This is a genomic window from Streptomyces sp. NPDC049970, assembly GCF_040660235.1.
Lineage (GTDB): Bacteria > Actinomycetota > Actinomycetes > Streptomycetales > Streptomycetaceae > Streptomyces.
This window is the reverse complement of sequence record NZ_JBFALP010000023.1, coordinates 1-18541: the sequence shown is the minus strand read 5'-3', so window position 1 is coordinate 18541 and position 18541 is coordinate 1. Positions and strand designations below refer to the sequence as shown.

The 18541-nt window shown below is 70.9% G+C and carries 19 protein-coding genes and 1 pseudogene; 7 read left to right on the top strand and 13 right to left on the bottom strand.

The genetic code is table 11. From position 1 onward, the window contains the following. Positions 1-56 precede the first annotated feature (56 nt). From AB0I83_RS28325 to AB0I83_RS28315, 3 genes are all read right to left on the bottom strand, one after another. The gene (locus AB0I83_RS28325; RefSeq protein ID WP_356533550.1) at positions 57-1088 is read right to left on the bottom strand and encodes a ketoacyl-ACP synthase III; all 1032 of its coding nucleotides are present in this window, start codon (positions 1086-1088) and stop codon (positions 57-59) included. A 13-nt stretch (positions 1089-1101) separates the two neighbouring features. After that, the gene (locus AB0I83_RS28320; RefSeq protein ID WP_363306712.1) at positions 1102-2016 is read right to left on the bottom strand and encodes an ACP S-malonyltransferase; all 915 of its coding nucleotides are present in this window, start codon (positions 2014-2016) and stop codon (positions 1102-1104) included. Positions 2017-2105: 89 nt separating this feature from the next. Next, positions 2106-3305 (bottom strand): helix-turn-helix domain-containing protein, encoded by a 1200-nt coding sequence (locus AB0I83_RS28315; RefSeq protein ID WP_356533554.1) that lies wholly within the window; start codon positions 3303-3305, stop codon positions 2106-2108. Between the two features lie 78 nt (positions 3306-3383). Between AB0I83_RS28315 and AB0I83_RS28310 the strand changes: the two genes are divergently transcribed. Together AB0I83_RS28310 and AB0I83_RS28305 are read left to right on the top strand one after the other, a co-directional pair. After that, positions 3384-4055, top strand: a complete 672-nt coding sequence (locus tag AB0I83_RS28310) for a pirin family protein (RefSeq protein WP_363306651.1) — start codon at positions 3384-3386, stop codon at positions 4053-4055. A 755-nt stretch (positions 4056-4810) separates the two neighbouring features. Beyond that, positions 4811-5395, top strand: coding sequence for a hypothetical protein (locus tag AB0I83_RS28305; RefSeq protein ID WP_363306649.1), 585 nt, complete (start codon positions 4811-4813; stop codon positions 5393-5395). Between the two features lie 70 nt (positions 5396-5465). Here the strand turns inward: AB0I83_RS28305 and AB0I83_RS28300 are convergent, their stop codons facing one another. Continuing rightward, positions 5466-6098, bottom strand: a complete 633-nt coding sequence (locus AB0I83_RS28300; protein WP_363306648.1) for a DUF4232 domain-containing protein — start codon at positions 6096-6098, stop codon at positions 5466-5468. Positions 6099-6519: 421 nt separating this feature from the next. Here AB0I83_RS28300 and AB0I83_RS28295 point away from each other — a divergent pair, with 421 nt between their 5' ends. Continuing rightward, complete coding sequence (locus AB0I83_RS28295) at positions 6520-7320, top strand: CPBP family intramembrane glutamic endopeptidase (protein WP_363306647.1); 801 nt, start codon at positions 6520-6522, stop codon at positions 7318-7320. Between the two features lie 24 nt (positions 7321-7344). Here AB0I83_RS28295 and AB0I83_RS28290 read toward each other — a convergent pair whose 3' ends face one another. Then, positions 7345-8067, bottom strand: coding sequence for a VOC family protein (locus tag AB0I83_RS28290; RefSeq protein WP_363306646.1), 723 nt, complete (start codon positions 8065-8067; stop codon positions 7345-7347). A 100-nt stretch (positions 8068-8167) separates the two neighbouring features. Next, on the bottom strand, positions 8168-9157 hold the full coding sequence (locus tag AB0I83_RS28285; protein WP_363306645.1) for a YafY family protein: 990 nt from the start codon (positions 9155-9157) through the stop codon (positions 8168-8170). A gap of 92 nt (positions 9158-9249) precedes the next feature. Here AB0I83_RS28285 and AB0I83_RS28280 point away from each other — a divergent pair, with 92 nt between their 5' ends. After that, positions 9250-9648 (top strand): VOC family protein, encoded by a 399-nt coding sequence (locus tag AB0I83_RS28280; RefSeq protein ID WP_221354536.1) that lies wholly within the window; start codon positions 9250-9252, stop codon positions 9646-9648. A 244-nt stretch (positions 9649-9892) separates the two neighbouring features. Here the strand turns inward: AB0I83_RS28280 and AB0I83_RS28275 are convergent, their stop codons facing one another. Then, a complete protein-coding gene (locus tag AB0I83_RS28275; protein ID WP_363306644.1) occupies positions 9893-10171 on the bottom strand; it encodes a DUF397 domain-containing protein in 279 nt (92 codons plus the stop codon). Beyond that, complete coding sequence (locus AB0I83_RS28270) at positions 10131-10979, bottom strand: helix-turn-helix transcriptional regulator (protein ID WP_363306643.1); 849 nt, start codon at positions 10977-10979, stop codon at positions 10131-10133. The genes AB0I83_RS28275 and AB0I83_RS28270 overlap by 41 nt, the downstream gene beginning before the upstream one ends. A 148-nt stretch (positions 10980-11127) precedes the next feature. On the opposite strand from AB0I83_RS28270, the pseudogene AB0I83_RS28265 reads away from it, so the two are divergent. Beyond that, a pseudogene (locus AB0I83_RS28265) lies at positions 11128-11472 on the top strand (ATP-binding protein); the annotation flags it as partial. A 2-nt stretch (positions 11473-11474) separates the two neighbouring features. On the opposite strand, the gene AB0I83_RS28260 reads toward AB0I83_RS28265, so the two are convergent. Next, a complete protein-coding gene (locus tag AB0I83_RS28260; protein WP_363306642.1) occupies positions 11475-12296 on the bottom strand; it encodes a serine hydrolase domain-containing protein in 822 nt (273 codons plus the stop codon). A gap of 86 nt (positions 12297-12382) precedes the next feature. Here AB0I83_RS28260 and AB0I83_RS28255 point away from each other — a divergent pair, with 86 nt between their 5' ends. Next, on the top strand, positions 12383-12838 hold the full coding sequence (locus AB0I83_RS28255; RefSeq protein WP_363306641.1) for a MerR family transcriptional regulator: 456 nt from the start codon (positions 12383-12385) through the stop codon (positions 12836-12838). Between the two features lie 3 nt (positions 12839-12841). Beyond that, a complete protein-coding gene (locus tag AB0I83_RS28250) occupies positions 12842-13861 on the top strand; it encodes an aldo/keto reductase (RefSeq protein WP_363306640.1) in 1020 nt (339 codons plus the stop codon). Positions 13862-13891: 30 nt separating this feature from the next. Here the strand turns inward: AB0I83_RS28250 and AB0I83_RS28245 are convergent, their stop codons facing one another. The 4 genes from AB0I83_RS28245 to AB0I83_RS28230 all read right to left on the bottom strand — a co-directional run bounded on the left by AB0I83_RS28245 (position 13892) and on the right by AB0I83_RS28230 (position 18406). Then, the gene (locus tag AB0I83_RS28245) at positions 13892-15100 is read right to left on the bottom strand and encodes an acyltransferase (protein WP_363306639.1); all 1209 of its coding nucleotides are present in this window, start codon (positions 15098-15100) and stop codon (positions 13892-13894) included. After that, positions 15097-16140: an alpha/beta hydrolase gene (locus tag AB0I83_RS28240; protein WP_363306637.1), complete on the bottom strand. Its 1044-nt coding sequence runs from the start codon at positions 16138-16140 to the stop codon at positions 15097-15099. The genes AB0I83_RS28245 and AB0I83_RS28240 overlap by 4 nt, the downstream gene beginning before the upstream one ends. A gap of 257 nt (positions 16141-16397) precedes the next feature. After that, positions 16398-17078, bottom strand: coding sequence for a response regulator transcription factor (locus tag AB0I83_RS28235; RefSeq protein WP_356533572.1), 681 nt, complete (start codon positions 17076-17078; stop codon positions 16398-16400). Next, positions 17063-18406, bottom strand: coding sequence for a sensor histidine kinase (locus AB0I83_RS28230; protein ID WP_363306636.1), 1344 nt, complete (start codon positions 18404-18406; stop codon positions 17063-17065). The genes AB0I83_RS28235 and AB0I83_RS28230 overlap by 16 nt, the downstream gene beginning before the upstream one ends. Positions 18407-18541 lie beyond the last annotated feature (135 nt).

The following is an 18541-nucleotide window of genomic DNA, read 5'->3' as shown; positions in this document are numbered from 1 at the left end:
TCCTTCTATGTGTTTCTGCGTGGGTTCGGGTGAGCGGACCGAAAGGTCCGGTGTGCCTAGGGGAGGGTAACGACCGTCGCGGCGTAGACGAGACCCGCCCCGAAGCCGATGATGAGCGCCGTGTCGCCGCTCTTGGCCTGGCCGGTCGCCAGAAGCCGCTCCATCGCGAGCGGAATCGAGGCGGCCGACGTATTACCGGTGGTTTCCACGTCACGGGCGACCGTGACGTGGTCCGGCAGCTTGAGCGTCTTCACCATCGAGTCGATGATCCGCATGTTCGCCTGGTGCGGAATGAAGACATCCAGGTCCTCCGAGGTGATCCCGGCCGCTTCCAGCGCCTGCTGGGCGACCTTCGCCATCTCGAAGACGGCCCAGCGGAAGACCGCCTGGCCCTCCTGCGTGATGGCCGGGAACTTGACCTCGCCCCGCTCGTTGAGCGGCAGCTTCGAGACGTCGCCGAGGCGGAAGTCGTTCCACGCCACGGTCTGCTTGATCGTCTCGGACTTGTCGCCCTCCGAGCCCCAGACCGAGGGGCCGATGGCCGGCTCCTGGGACGGGCCGACCACGACCGCGCCCGCGCCGTCGCCGAACAGGAAGGCCGTCGCGCGGTCCTCCAGGTCGGTGAGGTCGCTGAGCCGCTCCACGCCGATGACGAGGACGTACTCCGCGGAACCCTCGACGACCATGCCCTTGGCGAGGGTGAGGCCGTAGCCGAAGCCCGCGCAGCCCGCCGAGATGTCGAAGGCCGCGGGCCTGCCCGCGCCGACCTTGTGCGCGATGTCGGTCGCGACGGCGGGAGTCTGCTTGAAGTGCGAGACGGTGGAGACGATGACCCCACCGATCTGCTCGGGGGAGATCCCGGCGTCCGCGATCGCCTTCCCGGAGGCCTCCACGGACATCATCGACACGGTCTCCTCGTCGGAGGCCCAGTGCCGGGTCGCGATACCGGAGCGGGAGCGGATCCACTCGTCGGACGAGTCGATCGTCTCGAGGATCACCTCGTTGGGCACGACACGGGTCGGGCGGTAGCCGCCGACACCCATGATCCGTGCGTACGGGGCGCCCTTGCTGGGCTTGATCTTCGACATGCTCTCGGGCTCCTTAGGCACCCGCGTGCTCGGAGATGAGCGCGCGGGCGGCGTCGAGGTCGTCGGGGGTCTTGAGCGCGAGAGTCCGCACACCGGGCAGCGCGCGCTTGGCGAGCCCGACCAGCGTGCCACCGGGCGCGGCCTCGACGAGGGCCGTGACACCGAGTTCCTTGAAGGTCTCCATGCACAGGTCCCAGCGGACCGGGTTGGCGACCTGGCCGACGAGCCGCGAGATGACCTCGTCACCGGTGGCGACCGTCCTGCCGTCGGCGTTCGACACGTACGTCACCGTCGGGTCCGTGACCGTCAGCGAGGCGGCGGCCTCACGCAGCCTGTCCACGGCCGGAGCCATGTGGTGCGTGTGGAACGCGCCCGCCACCTTGAGGGGCACCACCCGGCGTACGCCTTCGGGCTTGTCCTCGACCAGTGCGGCGATCTGCGCCGCGGTGCCGGCGGCGACGATCTGACCGGCGCCGTTGACGTTGGCCGGGGTGAGCCCCAGCCTCTTCAGGTGCGCCACCGTCACGTCGGGTTCGCCGCCGAGGAGGGCGGCCATGCCCGTCTCGGTGACCGCGGCGGCCTCGGCCATGCCGAGCCCCCGGGTTCGTACGAAACGGAGCGCCGCCTCGTCCTCGATGACACCGGCGAGCGCGGCGGCGGTGATCTCACCGACGCTGTGGCCCGCGACGATGCCGGGGGAGGCGTCCAGCGCGGCCGCCGAGAGGAGACCCGCGGCGACCAGCAGTGGCTGGGCCACCGCCGTGTCGCGGATCTCGTCCGCGTCGGCCTTCGTGCCGTAGTGGGCAAGGTCGAGCCCGATGGCCTCGGACCATCCCGCGATGCGGTCGGCGGCACCGGGGAGTTCGAGCCAGGGAGTCAGGAAGCCGGGCGTCTGAGCGCCTTGGCCGGGAGCGACGAGTACGAGCACCCTCACACTCTCTCTTGTGGACGGCCCCGGACGCCCGTGGGGACAAGGACGAAGAACCGTCAGGGGAATTGTTGAAGTTCGACAAAAGTCTAGGGCTGGGAGTCGCCGTCGGCCAAGCGCCCCAGGATGAGGGCGATCCGCAGCGTGAACGCTGAACGCACGTCCGAGGGCGACCACCCGGTGACGTCGGTCACACGTCGGAGCCGGTAGCGCACGGTATTGGGGTGGACGAACAGCATCCTTGCCGCGCCCTCCAGGCTGCTCGCCTGCTCCAGATACACACTCAGCGTCTCCAGAAGTGCCGATCCCGCTTCTTCGAGCGGTCTGTAGATCTCCTCCACCAGTTGATCGCGCGCGGCGGGGTCTCCGGCCATCGCGCGCTCAGGAAGGAGATCGTCCGACAGGACGGGCCTCGGAGCGTCCTGCCACGCCGAGCAGGCCTTGAGACCGGCCGCGGCGGCCTGGGCGGACCGGGTGGCCGCGAGGAGGTCGGGCACCACGGGTCCGGCGACGACGGGGCCGGCCGCGTACGGGCCGATCAGCGACTTCGCGACGTTCAGGGGGTTGTCGCTGCCGCCGGCGATCACCACCAGCCGGTGTCCCAGCACCCCCGTCAGGACCTGGAGTTTGGCGTGTCTGGCGGCCCGCCGGATGGCCTCCACGGTGAGCTCGCTGTCCCCCTCCGGAGCCGTGCCGAGCACCACGCAGACGTGTTCGGGGGAGTTCCAGCCGAGCGCGGCGGCCCGGGACACCGCGCCCTCGTCCGCCTCGCCGGACAGCACCGCGTTCACCACGAGCGACTCCAGCCGGGCGTCCCACGCACCGCGGGCCTCGGCGGCCTGGGCGTAGACCTGGGCGGTCGCGAAGGCGATCTCACGCGCGTACACGAGCAGCGCCTCGCGCAGCACCGACTCGTCGCCCGGAGCCGCGACCTCGTCGATCGCGGTCTCCATGACCTCGATCGTCGTACGCACCATCTCCACCGTCTGCCGCAGGGTGATGGCCCGGGTCAACTCGCGCGGAGCGGTGCCGAACACGTCGGTCGAGATCGCCTGCGGTGCCTCCGGGTACCGGAACCACTCCGTGAACGCGGCGATACCCGCTTGGGCGACCAGGCCGATCCAGGACCGGTTCTCCGGTGGCATCGCCCGATACCAGGGCAGCGTCTCGTCCATGCGGGCGATGGCGTTGGCGGCGAGTCTGCCGGAGGACTGCTCCAGCCGTTTCAGGGTCGCGGCGTGGAGATGGGCGTCGTTCGCTGCGGGCTGCTCAGGATCGGATCGGGGCACGCACACAAGACTGCCTTATCGTGACAGGAACCCGGAGGGGCGGGGCGGGCGACCACCCGGCGGGGATACCTTGGGGACGTGATGGACGTACGCCGCTCCGCCGACCGCTTCCGGGGCGGGGACCCGGCCACGGGTGACTCCGCGGGCATCGAGACGCTGCACGCATTCTCCTTCGGGCGGTTCTACGATCCGGACAATCTGCGCTTCGGGCCGATCCTGGCGTGCAACGAGGAGCGTCTCGTCCCGGGCGCCGGCTTCGACGAGCATCCGCACAGCCACACCGAGATCGTCACCTGGGTGGTCGAGGGCGAGCTCACGCACCGGGACTCGGCCGCGCACACCACGGTCGTACGGGCCGGTGACGTCCAGCACCTCAGTTCGGCCGGCGGGGTGCGGCATGTCGAACGCAACGACGGGGAACTGCCGCTGACGTTCATTCAGATGTGGCTGGCACCGCTGACGCCCGGTGGGGAGCCCTCGTACACGCACGTCGCGGGGATCGCCGACTCGACGCCGTACGCCCTTCCCGAGGCGGGCGCGATGCTCCACGTGCGGCGCCAGTCGGCGGGCGAACGCACCGCGGTGCCGGACGCGGTGGGGGTCTACGTCCATGTCGTACGCGGCCGGGTACTCGTCGGCGGCGAGGAGCTCGGGCCGGGCGACTCGGCGAGGATCACGGAGTCCCGGGGGCTGGAGCTGGAGGCGCTGGAGCCCGCCGAGACCCTGCTCTGGGAGCTCGCCGCGGTGTGAGGGCGCCGGGCCCCGGGTGGCCGGCGATACCGCCCACCCGCCGGGGGATCCCGGTGTTCGCGCCCCGCTGCTTCCTACGGGCACCGGCGGAAGCCGATGAACTCATGGATAACGCCAGGGCCACAGCCACCGTACCGACTACCGGAATGCGTGCGATCCCACTGATTTTCCGTTTCACGATCAGTCCACTCCATCAATCTGGACAGTGATATTCGTAAATCACTACGGCGCATGCGGTCCCTGCGGACAGGCCGGTTCGATCTTTACCCGGGAAGGCCGAAAGCCTTCCGGCCATGACGGCTGACCAAGCACCGCTCGCCGTCGGCGCCTGCGAGCGCCTCGTCGGGGGCCTTCGACCCGCTGCCGGGATCGCCGGAGGTGCGGTGCGGAGCCTGGCTCCGCCACCCGCGCGGTCACACACGACGAAGCCGGTCCTCGCGGCGTGGCCCGGGGTGCGGTAAGCACTCGATCACAGTGCGTCGCCCGGATCATGCGGGCGGTCCGGCATCGGCGGGATCCGGTTGCGGCGTCGGCACCGCACCACAGGCCCGGTTCCATGGCCGGCCCGGGTGCCGGTGCGGGATTCCGGACGGCCGTCCCGGTCCACCTGGCGGTCCGCGGGGCCCGAAGTCCGTGCCCGGCCGGTCTCGGGGGCAGGGGCGGGACGGGTTGCCGTCGATGTGTGAACCGTTGGCACGACGAGACCGTTGCAGCTCACGTCATGCCCGTCAGCGTATTCGGTCAGGAGAGGTGAGATGGCGTCAGAACGCGCCAGGGAACTGGAACAGAAGTTGGAAAACATTGAAGACGACATGGACCGCGTCGGCGGATGGCAGCAAAACCATGCCGATGCGATTACACAAATGGGTCAGTATTTCGATTACCAGGGAAACGGCCAGCTCCGCCAGGCTTACGATGCGGAACAGGCCACCGGTCAAACATATGGTGAATCCAGAAGCGTCACCGGTGTTCTGCGTGAGCGCGACGAACAATGGCGGCAGTCCTACCAGCAGGGAGGCGCGTCAATGGCAGACGTACAGCAAGTCCATACACAGTACGTCACTTCCCTGGCGGGAACAGTGGAGGCCGCCCGTGCCCACGAGCGCAACATGCGTCGCCACGAAGCAGTGCAGCAAGGCTATGTAGAAGCGGTGAGAAACAACATCTTGGCCGAGGAATCCAGGCAGAGAGAGATGGCGAAGCAGGACAGGCTCGCGGGGCACGCGCGCAACTACCTACCCGGCGACAATTCGCACGACCCGGGCGGGCCCTCATCCAGCCGTCGCCATGACCCGAGCACCCGCGGGCACGGCCACAAGAAGAAGAAGCACGGCCGCTGAACAACAAGACCGAGACGGGAGGTGGGTTGCAGCGGCCAGTACGGACCGGGCGCCGGTCGGTGGCCGCGCGTCACTGCTTGCCGGTGCCGACGGGGTCGACCACGACCTCCTGGTCGGCGCCGTCGGAGACCTGGAGGCGGAGGGAGACCGACAGGACCTTGGAGTGGGTCTCGTTGGGCGGGGTGACCTCGATTGCGCTGACGTATGTGCCCGATCCCTCGGCCGGCGGGTAGTGCAGGGTGAAGCGGGTCGACTCGCCGGTGTTGACGACGACGGCCGGCGCGGCGCGGTCGCTGCGCTTGGCGCTGAGGGGGCCGGAGGCGTCCTGGGACCTGAGGTCGACTCCGGGGAAGCCCTTGAGCGAGCACGCGTCGCCGGTGTTCTTGAGGCTGACCAGGAGGTCACCTTCGCCCATGCCGTGCGAGCTGCTGAACTCGAGGTTCGCCGTCTTGCACGGGCCGGTGTTGACCTGCCCGCCTCCGCTGCCCTCGACGGACTTCGTGGCTGTCGTGTCCTTGTCGGCAGCAGAGGTGTTCTCGTCGGCCGCACCGCTGTCGTCGGAGTTGCCGGAGGAGGCCGACGAGGAGGACGCGGCCCCGGAGTCGTCCGTGCTCGCGGCGGAGTCCTCGTTCCCCTGGCAGGCGGTGAGCGAGAGGCCTGCGGCGAGGGCCAGGGCGGCGAGGCTGAGGTTCTTGCGGCGCATCGTGTCTTCCCTTGCGGTCGGTGCCGTCTGCCCGGCACGGTGAGCGTTGCTGACCGAGAGGACCGGCCCCGGACGGCGGGACGTTGCTCCTGATCGCCGCCTAATACATGCCTGTTACAAGCGATCTTCGGTGTGGGGCGGTGGTGCGGTGGTGCAACCGCCGGGCGCACCACCCCGTCGCGGCCCCGCCACGGCTTTCCGTCACGGCCGACGGCTGCGACAGACCTGTGACCCGCCGACCCTTGAACATCACCGGCGGCACAACCCCTTCACCTGCGCCACACCTCTCCCGACGTAGCGCCGGTCAGGGCGGTCCGTGACTTTTGTTCTATTCCGTATGAGATTCTTCGCGGGAAGCCGAGGCGACGTGTGGCCGGGCCGGCAGGGCGGGGAATCCCGTCACCGGACGAAGGAGACGCTCATGCAGGACGGGAAGGAACCGACGCAGGACAGCCTGCCGGGGCGCAGACTGTCGTGGCCCTGGTTCCTGGTGGTGGTGATCGTGTACGCCGCCGTCATCCAGGGTGTCGGACGGTTGACCGGTGTGGACACCAGCTACTCCGACAGCCAGTTCCCGACCACCGAGTCCCTGGTACGGAACGCACTGATCCCGATCGGAGCGTCGATCGTCTTCGCCGCGGCCGTCGTCACCTGGCTCCGCTGGTGGGGCGAGGTCCTCCACTACCGTGCGCCCGTGCGGAGTTGGGTTCGCTGGGTGCCGGTCTCGATGATCGCCGTCGCCCTGATCGGCCTGAACTACGGCCACCTCGCCGATCAGAGTGCCTCTCTCGTGGCCTGCCTGCTGCTGCTCGGGCTGTTCGTCGGCGTCGGCGAAGAGCTCATGTTCCGAGGTATCGGCGTGCATGTCTTCCGCCGGGCCGGACTCACCGAGGGCAAGGTAGCTCTCTACTCCTCGCTCGTCTTCGGCCTCGTGCACGTCAGCAATGCCTTCGGCCAGGGAGCGCAAGCCCTCGTGCAGGCTCTGGTGGTGTCCACCTCGGGCTACTTCTTCTACCTGTGCCTCCGCGTCGGGGGCGTCATCCTGCTGCCGATGCTCGTCCACGGCCTCTGGGACGTCAGCCTGATCTCCAACCTCGTGGGCGACGAGCCCCAGGCGTCCCTGGGCATGGTCCTCGTCATCGTCCTCCAGGTCGTGCTCATCGTGGTGCTGCTCGTCAGGCGCCGCAGCATCGAGACCGCGCCCCCGGGCCTCCCGAGCTGACCCCCTGCCCGGAGTCCGCTGCCGCTACCGGGGCCTGCGTACGGAGAACTCGTTGCCGTCGGGGTCGAGCATCAGCGCCCGGACGCCGTCGCCCTCACCGATGTCGGTGCGCGTCGCGCCGAGCGAGACCAGGCGGTCGACCTCCGCCTCCCAGTCGGCGCCGGCGGGGAGCGCCAGCTCGAAGTGCAGCCTGTTCGTGCCCGTCTTGGCAGCCACCGGGGGACCACCCCAGGTGATCTTCGTACCGCCGTCCGGCGACTGGATCGCGGTCTCCTGGTCCTGGTCCCAGACCAGCGGCCACCGCAGCGCCCCGCTCCAGAAGTGACCGACCTCCCGCGTACCGTCGCAGGCCAGTGCCCCGACGAAGCCGGTGTCGGCGAGGAAGTTGTTGCCTGCCTCGATGACGCAGAACTCGTTGCCGTCCGGATCGGCGAGCACCACGTGCCCCTCTTCCGGGAGCTGGCCCACGTCGATGTGCGACCCGCCGAGTTCCAGTGCCCTGGCCACCGTCCGGGCCTGGGCCTCCGGGGAGGCGCTCGTCAGGTCGAAGTGCGCCCTGTTCTGGCCGGTCTTCGGCTCCCGGCCCGGCAGGAAGCGGATCCGGAACCCCTTGCCGTCCGGGGGCAGGATCGCGAGATCGCCCTCCTGACCGGCGTCCAACTCCCAGCCCAGGAAACCGGACCAGAACCGCGCCAGGTCCGGCGGTCGGGTGGCGTTGAAGCAGATCGCGAACAGTTGACTTGTCATACCCGGTGCGTCTCCGATCCACTGACGGCCGATGCGGCGGCTCGCACTGCCCTCGGGTGCAGCCTAGGCGTGCCGTCTCATGACATTGGTTCTTCGCCTGTCAGGCTTGGCGGGCATAGGACGTGAAGCGATCGGCGAGCGCGATGACGAGGGCGCGGAGTTCATCGGGGTGCTCGATGGTGAACGGCCGGTCGAGTGAGGCGAGTACCGGAGGCAACCAGTCGAGCCGCTCCGCCCGTAGCTCGACGCGCAGCCAGTGCTCGGCCTCCGGGTCCTGGCCGGCCGCGGGCTCGTGTTCCGCCAGGCTCGCGACGCCGGCGGGGAGGTGGGCGCGGATCTGCTCAACTGTCCCGTGGATCCGCAAGGTGACCTGATGCCTGTACTCGGCCGTGGCGAATCCTGACAACACGCGTTGTGCCGGACCGGGACCCACGCGCGCTTCGAATGAGCCGGGCAGGGCCCTCGCGGCTGCGATGCGATCGAGCCGGAAGGTTCGGTCCTCGCCGACCTGGGCGTCCTTGCCCGTCACGTACCACCGGCCCGCATGGGCGACGATCCCGTACGCGTGCAGTGTGCGTTCGCTGCGCCGTCCGTCGCGGTCGGTGTAGCGGATCGAGACCGGTCGGCGGTGGCGCACCGCATCGGCGATGGTGAGCAGGAGCCCGGCGTCCGGGTGGTCCAACTCGCCGGGCTGATCCGTGAAGGCGAGAGCTTCCAGGAGTGTGTCGAGCCGGCGGGCGATGTGCTTGGGCAGCACCCGCCGGATCTTCGCTGACGCCGTCTCGTTTGCCGTGCGCTCCGTCGTCGTCAGCCCCGCCCGGCGGCCGGCGACCAGGCCGAGCAGCACGGCCAGCGCCTCGTCGTCGCTGAGCATGAGCGGAGGCAAGCGGTACCCGGGAGCCAGCCGGTACCCGCCGTAGCGGCCGCGCACCGACTCCACGGGCACGTCCAGGTCGATCAGCTGGTCCACATACCGCCGCACAGTGCGCCCTTCGACGCCGAGACGGTCGGCGAGCTCGGCCACAGTCCGGGTGCCGCCCGACTGCAGTAGCTCCAGGAGTCTCAGCACGCGGCCGGTGGGTCGTGACATGTCCGCAGCCTAACGCGAATACAGGACCGATTCTGTCCACTATTTCTCCTAGCCTGAGGCTGCACGCCCCCAGCACAGCCAAGGAGATACCCATGGACTTCGTCTCGATCCGCATCATCACCAGCGACGTCGCACGCCTCGTCGAGTTCTACGAGCGAGCTACAGGGATGCAGGCGATACGGGCCACCGAGGACTTCGCCGAACTCAAGACCGCGGGCGCAACCCTCGCGATCGCCGGCACCCGCACCGTCCCGCTGTTCGCCCCGGGCTCTGCCCGCCCGGCGGACAACCACAGCGTGATCATCGAGTTCCTCGTCGACGACGTGGACCGCGTTCACCAGAACCTGACCGGCTTCGTCACCGACTTCGTCAACGAGCCCACCACGATGCCCTGGGGCAACCGGTCGCTGTTGTTCCGCGACCCCGACGGCAACCTCGTCAACTTCTTCACCCCCGTCACCCCGGAGGCCATCGAGAAGTTCGCACGCTGACGCCACGCACAGCCGCTCACGCGGGAGCCCCGAAGTCTCAGGGGCTCCCGGTGAACGCGGCCGCCGAGTCCAGGAGCGCCACCAGCACATCAGCCGGACCTCCGGCAGCGACTACCGCATCGTGTTCGACCAGCCGCCGAAGCCACTCGACACGATCCCGCAGCAGCTCACCTTCGAGGACGCCGTGGAACCAACGTCCTGAGACACCACACCTGGGCGTGTCCGCGTGGAGCCCGCACCCGGGTTACCGTGCGGGTCGGCACAGCCCGTCCACGAAAGCCTGCCAGGCGCCCGCGCCCAGGAGCAGCACGGGACCGGCCGGGTTCTTGCTGTCGCGGACGGGGACGGACGCGGAGCAGCCGTCGGCCACCTCTACGCAGTCGCCGCCGTTGGTTCCGCTGTAGGAGGACTTCCGCCACGTCGCGCCGCCGGTGACGGTGCACTCGACGCATTCGCCGCCGGTGTTTCCGCTGTAGCTGGACTTACGCCATGCCGTGCTCTTCAGATTCGGGCCGGTTGCCATAACGCTCCTCCGTCACACGGGCGATCAGTGCCGCGGAGTCCTCGATGGAGAGGGCTGCGGCCTGCAAGTGAGCGTAGCGGCGCGCGGCCTCTCTCGTGGTCTCGGGGTTCGCAGTCATGTGGCCGGAGATCAGGTCCTCCGTGTAGATCAGGTCCGGGTCGCCTTCGAAGCGCATCGCCGTGAACGACCCAGCAAGGCTTGAGTGTTCACCCGCCGCGAAGGGCAACACCTGGATCCGCATCCAGCGGTGCCTGGTGAACTCCAACAAGCGGGCGAGTTGGTCACGCATGACCTCGCGGCCACCGATCGGCCGGTGCAGCACCGCCTCGTCCAGGATCGCCCAGGCCAGCGGCGGCTGTTCGCGCTCCAGGATGCGCTGGCGCTCCATCCGGGCCGCGACGAGCCCCTCCAGGTCGTCGGGCATACCGGTGGCCAGGACGGCCCGCGCGTACTCCTCCGTCTGTAGCAGCCCGTACACCAACTGCGCCTGGTACGTGGAGATGTACGTCGCCCGCGCCTCCATCTCCGCGTAAGGCTGGAACCAGGTCGGCAGTCGGCTCCGCAGCACCAGGCCGACCAGTCGCGAGAAGACCCCGTCCGTGCCCAGTGCCGCGTCGAGGCGCTCAGAGAAGTCGCGGGTCGGCACCTTCTTCGTGGTCTCGATCTGGCCGACCAGCGAGCCCGTGCAGAAGATGATCTCGCCGAGCTGGCCCTGCCGAAGGCCGTTGGCCTCTCGTTGGCGGCGCAGTTCCCAGCCGTAGTAGTCCAGTGGCGAGGCGCTGGGGTCGAGTGACTGCACGTTGGCCACGGCGGGGGCCTCTCGCTCAACGCCTGGTGGCGTTCGTTTCAGGTCGTGGCCGAGAGTAGTCAAAGCACTGCACGCTGATGGCATGAATCACGCATCCGGCACCCGGACCGGTGACGCCGAGGCCGCGGTCTACCGCGCCGAGCTCGCGATGGGCGAGCACTCCGCCCGCCATCTGCGCCGCATCCTGCGGCTGTACCTCACCGGCTGGGGTCTACCCGAGGTCGTGGACGCGGCCGAACTCGCCCTCACCGAGCTGATCGCCAACGTCGTACGGCATGTTCCCGGCCGCCGCTGCCAGACGCTCATCATCCGCCTCCCGGGCGGAGGCGTCCGTGTCGAGGTCGCGGACGCCTGTCCCCGGCTGCCCCGCCCGGTCGCCCGTGACGCGCTGGACGAAGGCGGGCGCGGGCTGCTGCTGGTCGACGCCGTCACCGACGCCTGGGGTGTGGAGGTGCGCGGGGACGGTCGCGGGAAGACGGTGTGGTTCGAGTGCGCTCAGCGCGCGTCGGCGAGCTCCGCCAGCACGGCGTCGGTGAACGGCGGCCAGACTTCGGCCGCCCACGGCCCGAAGGCGCGGTCCGCCAGTGCCACGCAGGCCGCGCCCGCCGCCGGGTCGATCCACAGGAACGTGCCGGACTGGCCGAAGTGGCCGAAGGTGGCGGGGGACGACGAAAGCCCCGTCCAGTGCGGGGACTTGGAGTCGCGGATCTCGAAGCCGAGTCCCCAGTCGTTCGGGTTCTGATGGCCGTAGCCCGGGAGCACGCCCTTGAGGCCGGGGTGCACGACGGTCTGCGCCTCCAGGACCGTACGCGGGTCGAGCAGCCGCGGGGCCTGCACCTCCGCGGCGAACCGCACCAGGTCGTCCACGGTCGAGACTCCGTCCTTGGCGGGGGAGCCGTCCAGGGTCGTCGCCGTCATGCCCAGGGGCTCCAGGACCGCCTGGCGGACGTACTCGGGGAACGGGATCTCCGTCGCCTTCGCGATGTGGTCGCCGAGCACCTCGAAGCCGGCGTTGGAGTACAGCCTGCGGGTGCCCGGAGCCGCCGTGGTCCGGTGCTCGTCGAAGGCGAGGCCGCTGGTGTGCGCGAGGAGGTGGCGGACGGTCGAGCCCTCGGGTCCGGCCGGCTCGTCCAGCTCGACGGCGCCCTCCTCGTACGCCACGAGTGCCGCGTAGGCCGCCAGCGGCTTGGTCACCGAAGCCAGCGGGAAGCGGTGCGCGGTGGGACCATGGGTACCCAGGAGCGTGCCGTCCGAGGTGACGACGGCGGCTGCCGCGGTGGGGACGGGCCAGTTCTCGATCATCGCCAGGCTCTGCATGCGTACGAGCCTAACGGGACCCGAAACCGAGATCGCCACCCGTTCGCGCTTGCTTGGAGTGCACTCCAAGGTTCTAGCGTGGAGGCATGACGGTGATGGACAGCACTTCCGCACGGACGGACGCCTGCGCGTCCGCCCCGAAGGCGCATCCGCGCCCCGAGGGCCAGGACCGCTACACCATCAGCGAGGTCGTCGCCCACAGCGGGCTCACCGCCCACACGCTGCGGTGGTACGAGCGGATCGGGCTGATGCCCCACGTCGACCGCTCCCACACGGGCCAGCGCCGCTTCAGCAACCGCGACCTGGACTGGCTCGCCTTCGTCGGCAAGCTGAGGCTGACCGGAATGCCGGTCGCCGACATGGTCAGGTACGCCGAACTCCTCCGCGAGGGCGACCACACCTTCGCCGAACGACAGGAGCTGCTGGAGGCGACCCGGCGCGACGTGAAGACGCGGATCGCCGAACTCCAGGGAACCCTGGCCGTACTCGACTTCAAGATCGACTTTTATGGCGGCGCCCGTGCGGCGTCGGAAAGGGTCTGAACCATGAGTGACACCGGAAAGATCGCGACAGCGGAGCTCGGCGGCGGCGGTCCGCGGGTCGGTGTGCAGGGACTCGGATGCATGGGGATCAGCGAGTTCTACGGGGACACGGACGAGGCAGCCGCCCGGGACACCCTGGAGGCGGCCCTGGAGGCGGGCGTGACGCTCTTCGACACCGCTGACATCTACGGGAGCGGGGCCAACGAGACGTTCCTCGCACCGTTCGTGGGGGCGCACCGCGACGAGATCACGCTGGCGACGAAGTTCGCCATCGAGCGGAGCGACACCGACCCGAACCACCGCGCGGTGCGCAACGACCCGGCGTACATCCGCCAGGCCGTCGAGGCCAGCCTGCGCAGGCTGGGCACCGATGTCATCGACCTCTACTACATGCACCGCCGCGATCCCCTCGTGCCGCTCGCCGATTCGGTGGGCGCTATGGCCGACCTGGTGCGGGAGGGCAAGGTCAAGCAGCTCGGGCTGAGCGAGGTGACCGGGGCCGAACTCCGTCAGGCCCATGCCGTACACCCGATCGCGGCCCTCCAGTCCGAGTGGTCCCTGTTCAGCCGCGACGTGGAGCACAGCGCCGTCCCCGCCGCCGTCGAGCTCGGGGTGGCGCTCGTCCCGTACTCGCCGCTCGGGCGGGGCTTCCTGACCGGCGCGTTCGCGGACGCGGGCAAGGAGCTGAGCGAGGGTGACTTCCGCAGGAACCAGCCCCGCTTCAGCGGTGAGAACGCGAAGACCAACGCGGCCCTGCTGGAGCCGGTGCACAAGATCGCGGCCGCGCACGGTGCGACGGCCGCGCAGGTGGCTCTTGCCTGGGTGCAGCAGCGGGCGCTGGTGCACGGCCTGACCGTGGTGCCGATCCCGGGAACGCGCAAGCGCAGCCGTCTGCTGGAGAACGTCGCGGCGACCCGGCTGACGCTGACGGAGCGGGAACTCGGCGCGTTGGAGCCCATCGCGGGCCAGGTGGCCGGCGACCGCTACCCGGACATGAGCAGCACGGCCACCGCACGCGAGTAGCCGGCGTGGCCCGGTGCGGTCTTCGCGTTCTCAGGCGAGCCGGAGCGCGAAGACCGCGAAGCCCGCCGCGAGCAGCCCCGCCACCGCCCGGCGGGCTTTCCCGGCACTGCTGCCCGTCTCCCAGGGCGCCTCGAACCGCCGGGCGTACCGGGAGATCAGCACCAGCACGGCGGCGAACAACGGCATCCACGCCAGCCGGGCCAGGATCCAGCCGACCGAGTCCGGGCTCGTCGTCAGGCCCGGCACCACGCCGGTGAACGCCGCCGGGACCGCCGCCGCCAGCATCGCCGTCTGGTGCCAGCACAGGATCGTCATCGCCGACAGGTTGACCACCACCACGGGCGCCCACAGCACGGGGCGGCGCAGCACCCTGCCGATCCGCCCGTGCAGCAGGATCGCCGCACCGCTCTGCGCCGAGGCCAGCGCGAGGACCAGCAGCGACGGCGGATGCGAGTTGGTCCGCGCCTCACCCGGCACGCCGACCATCGACGCCGGGTAGTGCAGGACCGCCAGCAGCACCGCGAACAGGACCGTACCGCCGACGAGCAGGAACCGGGCGCCGCGCGGGGAGAGGCGGCCCCGGCCCCAGCAGACGCCGAGTTGGTACGCGAAGAGCCAGCCGGGGAGGATGTTCAGCACGCCGAGCCAGGACGGCACGGCGTCCGCGTACGGTCCGTAGCGCAGGAAGTCCACCGCGGCGACCGAGCCGAGCAGCGGAGCCGCCGCCCAGCCGCCGAGCCGCCCGGCCACCAGCACGCAGTACGGCGTGAGGACCGTGACCACGGCGTACACCCCGACGAACCAGAGCGGCTGGATCACCAGCTTCGCCCCCGTGCGCAGGGTGGCCTCGGGCACGCCCACGGCGTACAGCACCGGAACCACCAGCGCCCACACGGCGGTCACGCCGAGCACCGGCCTGCCCAGCCTGGTCATCCGGCCGCGCAGCCACGCCCCGGTGGTGGACGGCCTGCGGTCGTAGGAGAGGACGGAGGCGTAGCCGCCGACCAGGAAGAAGACGCCCAGCATCTGGAGCACCCAGCTCACCGGCGAGAACACCGCGAACGTCGAGAGCGGGCTGGCGTTGTGCAGACCGCCCGCACCGTCCAGGTCGAAACCACCGAGCAGCCAGTGACCCGCCGGTACGGCCATCAGCGCCAGGGCGCGCAACCCGTCGACCGCACGGTCCCGGTGGGCCGGGGTGGCCGCGTCGATCCGGGAGGCCGACTGCCGCACGCTCATCGGGATTCCCCCTCGGCGATGGCGGCGAAGGCCCGGAGGGAGTCCGTGCCGGGAGCGAAGTAGCCGGTGTGGCCCGCCGCGTCCTCGGCCGGCACCCGGCGCGCGCCGAACTCCGGGTCGGTGGGGTCGGGACCGTGCCCGAGGCCCGCCACCTCGACGTGCGGCACGTCGTCGATCCAGTCCGAGTCGTCCTTGGCCGCCCAGACCCGCGCCCCGGTACGCAGATCCGCCACGTCGTCGGCGCGCATGCCGGGGGAGCCGAGCACGACCAGGTCCGTGGCCCCGAGCCCGGAGGCCGCGAGTCCGCACACCACCGAGCCGTAGCTGTGGCAGAACACGACCGGCGAGGGCAGCCCGTCGGCCGCCAGCCCCGCCGTGAAGCGGGTCAGACGGTGCGCACCCGCCTCGGCCAGATCTCCCGTCGCCGCGTCCAGGCCGACACCGACCGGCGTCGTGTAGCCCGCCCAGGCGATCACCGCGCCGCCCTGGCCCGTCTCGGCGTACAGCGACCTCGCCATGCCCGCCGGAGTGCCGTACACGTCGCCGCGCCGGTCGAAGGTCCCGGCGTCGATGTCCGACCCGGGCACCACGACCGACACGTGACGTGCGGAGCGCAGGTCCCCGAACACCTCGGCGACCTGGCCGCGCCCTCGCGGGTCGAACGCGAGGATCTGCCGGCCGGGTGCTGCGAGAGAGGCGTACCGGGAGTCGTGGAAGGCCCGCAGGGCACGGGCGTTGGCGCGGTAGCGGAGCTCCAGCGGCACTCCGTCCAGATTGCCGACCACCAACGGGTGCCGTTCGAGCAGCTCCTGCTGTTCGAGGGTGCTCAACCCTGAGAAGAAAACGTGTACTTGACGGGCAGTCACCGAAGCGGGGTCGGGTAGCTCCCGCCCCAGCACCCCGTCGGCGCGCCACGAGGCGCTGCCGGGCGGCGGCCCCGTCACCGCCCGCTGAGTGGTTCCGGACGCCCAGCCGGCCGTCCCCGCCACCACCGTGGTCGCCAGCGCGACCGCGGCCAGCGTCCTCGTGAATCGGCGCATGGTGCCCTCCCCGTATGACCTGTGCACGCCGTTCGGTGTGCCGGGGAGGAAAGTAGGAGGACGAGGGGTGGCGGGGCGTCACCCCTCGGAGCCAACCTGCCGGTGATACCGCGGTAGGGGGTGTACCGGGGGCCGGCCCCACGCCACGTCGGGGGATACCGGGACAGCCTCACACCGTGCAGGGGAGAGGGGCAGGGGACAGGCGACAGGGACAGCGGGGCAGACCCGCACCGCGTCCGGGGACGCCGGGTCGGTCCTCAGGCCTCCCCGGGAGCCACCAGCCCCGACTCGTACGCGAAGATCACGGCCTGTGCGCGGTCCCTGAGCCCGAGCTTGGCGAGCACCCTGCCGATGTGCGACTTCACCGTCTGCTCGGCCAACACCAGCCGCGTCGCGATCTCCTGGTTCGACAGGCCCCGGGCGATCAGCTCCAGGACCTCCGTCTCACGCGGCGTCAGGCCGTTCAGCCGCAGGGCGGGACCGCCCGACGGCGGTGCCGGCCGTTGACGCGCGAAGTCCGCGATGAGCCGCCGGGTCACCGACGGCGCCAGCAGCGCGTCACCCGCCGCCACGACCCGCACGGCCGAGATCAGGTCCGCCGGCGGGGCGTCCTTCAGCAGGAACCCGGACGCCCCCGCGCGCAGCGCCTCGTACACGTAGTCGTCGACGTCGAACGTGGTGAGCATCAGGACCTTCGGGCGGTGGACGACACCCACCGGCGGGCTCAACAGCTCCCGTGCGGCGGCCAGTCCGTCCATCTCCGGCATCCGCACGTCCATCAGGACCACGTCCGGGTGCGCGGTCCTGCTGACCTCGACGCCCTTGCGCCCGTCGGGGGCCTCGCCCACCACGTCGATGTCGCTCTGCGCCGCCAGCAGCGCGGCGAATCCGGCCCGCACCATGGCCTGGTCGTCGACGATGATCACGCGGATGGCCACGGTTCCTCCGGAGTCAGGGATGCCGAGGGCGGCTGGGGCGGCGGCAGCGGGAGCCGCGCGGCCACCCGGAACCCCCCGTCGGGCAGGGGGCCCGTGTCGAGTGTGCCGCCGGTCAACCGTACGCGTTCCCGCATGCCGACCAGCCCGTGTCCCGTCCCCGACGTCTCCAGCGGCGAACCCTCCTCCGGTGGAGCGCCGTTGACGACCAGTACCGTCAGACGGCCGTCGCGAGCCGTGACCGACACCCGCGTCCGCGCCCCCGGCGCGTGCCGGACGACATTGGCCAGTGCCTCCTGCACGATGCGGTACGCCGACAGGTTCACCACCTGCGGCACACCGCCCCGCTCCAGCGCCTCCACCACGTCGGCCGCCAGCGACAACTCGGCGGGGAGACCCGCTCGTACCGTCGCCTCCACCAACTGCTGCACCCGGTCGAGGCCCGGCTGCGGGGCCAGCTCGCCGGGGCTGCCGTCACTGCGCAGCACCGACAGCAGCCGGCGCATCTCGGCCAACGACTCCCTGGCACCGGCCGCGATCGACGCGAACTCCGCCCGCGCCTCCTCGGAGAGCCCGCCGACCCGGTACGGAGCCGAGTCGGCCTGCACCGTGATCACCGACATGTGGTGCGCGACCACGTCGTGGAGCTCACGGGCGATCCGGGTGCGCTCCTCCAGCAGCGTCCGCCGCGCCCGCTCCTCCTCGCTGATCGACTCCTGCTCGGCCAGTCGGCGCTGAGCCTCGCTCCGCTCCCGTACCGCGGCCCCGATCACCAGCACCACCCCGCCGAGGACGAACAGCAGGAGGGCGCCGCCGTCGCTGCGCGAGGGAGCGATCAGGTGCAGGAGGAGTCCGGCCGCGCCCGTCGCCAGCCCGACACCGATCACGGTCCGCCGGCTCTCGCGCAGTCCGAGGGCGAGCAGCACGAAGAGGTAACCGACGACGGCCGGCGGGGTCCACGGCCAGATGCTCCCCTGGTCGGGCCGCCCCAGCAGCACCAGGGCGCCCACGATGTCCGCGGTGAACACGATCCACCAGGCCCGCAGCGGGTGGTGCGCCAGCATCAGGAGGGGGGCGGCCTGCCCCACGGCCAGGGCGCCCGCCACCCCGCCGCCCACCCCGTAGTCGCCGGTCAGCACCTGGATCGTGACGGGGAGGAAGACGCCGACGAGGGCGAGTACGACGGCGTACGGCAGCAGCCGCAGCCAGCGCCTCGGGGACCCGGCGAACAGCGCGGTCGGCGGATGGGACGGGTGGAACAGCCCGTGGGCGAGCTCGCGCAGCTCGCGGCGGGCGGCGCCCGGCGGACCGTCGGCGTGAGAAGGGGACATGGTCGGGTCAGCGTAGGCGCGGCGGGTGCCGTCCCGCGTCATACCGGGGGCGGGGCGCCGCGCGGGCCCCCCCCCGCGGGGGGCGGGGGGGGGGGGCCGGGGGCGGCCCCCCGCGGGCCCGCACGGCCCGGCCAG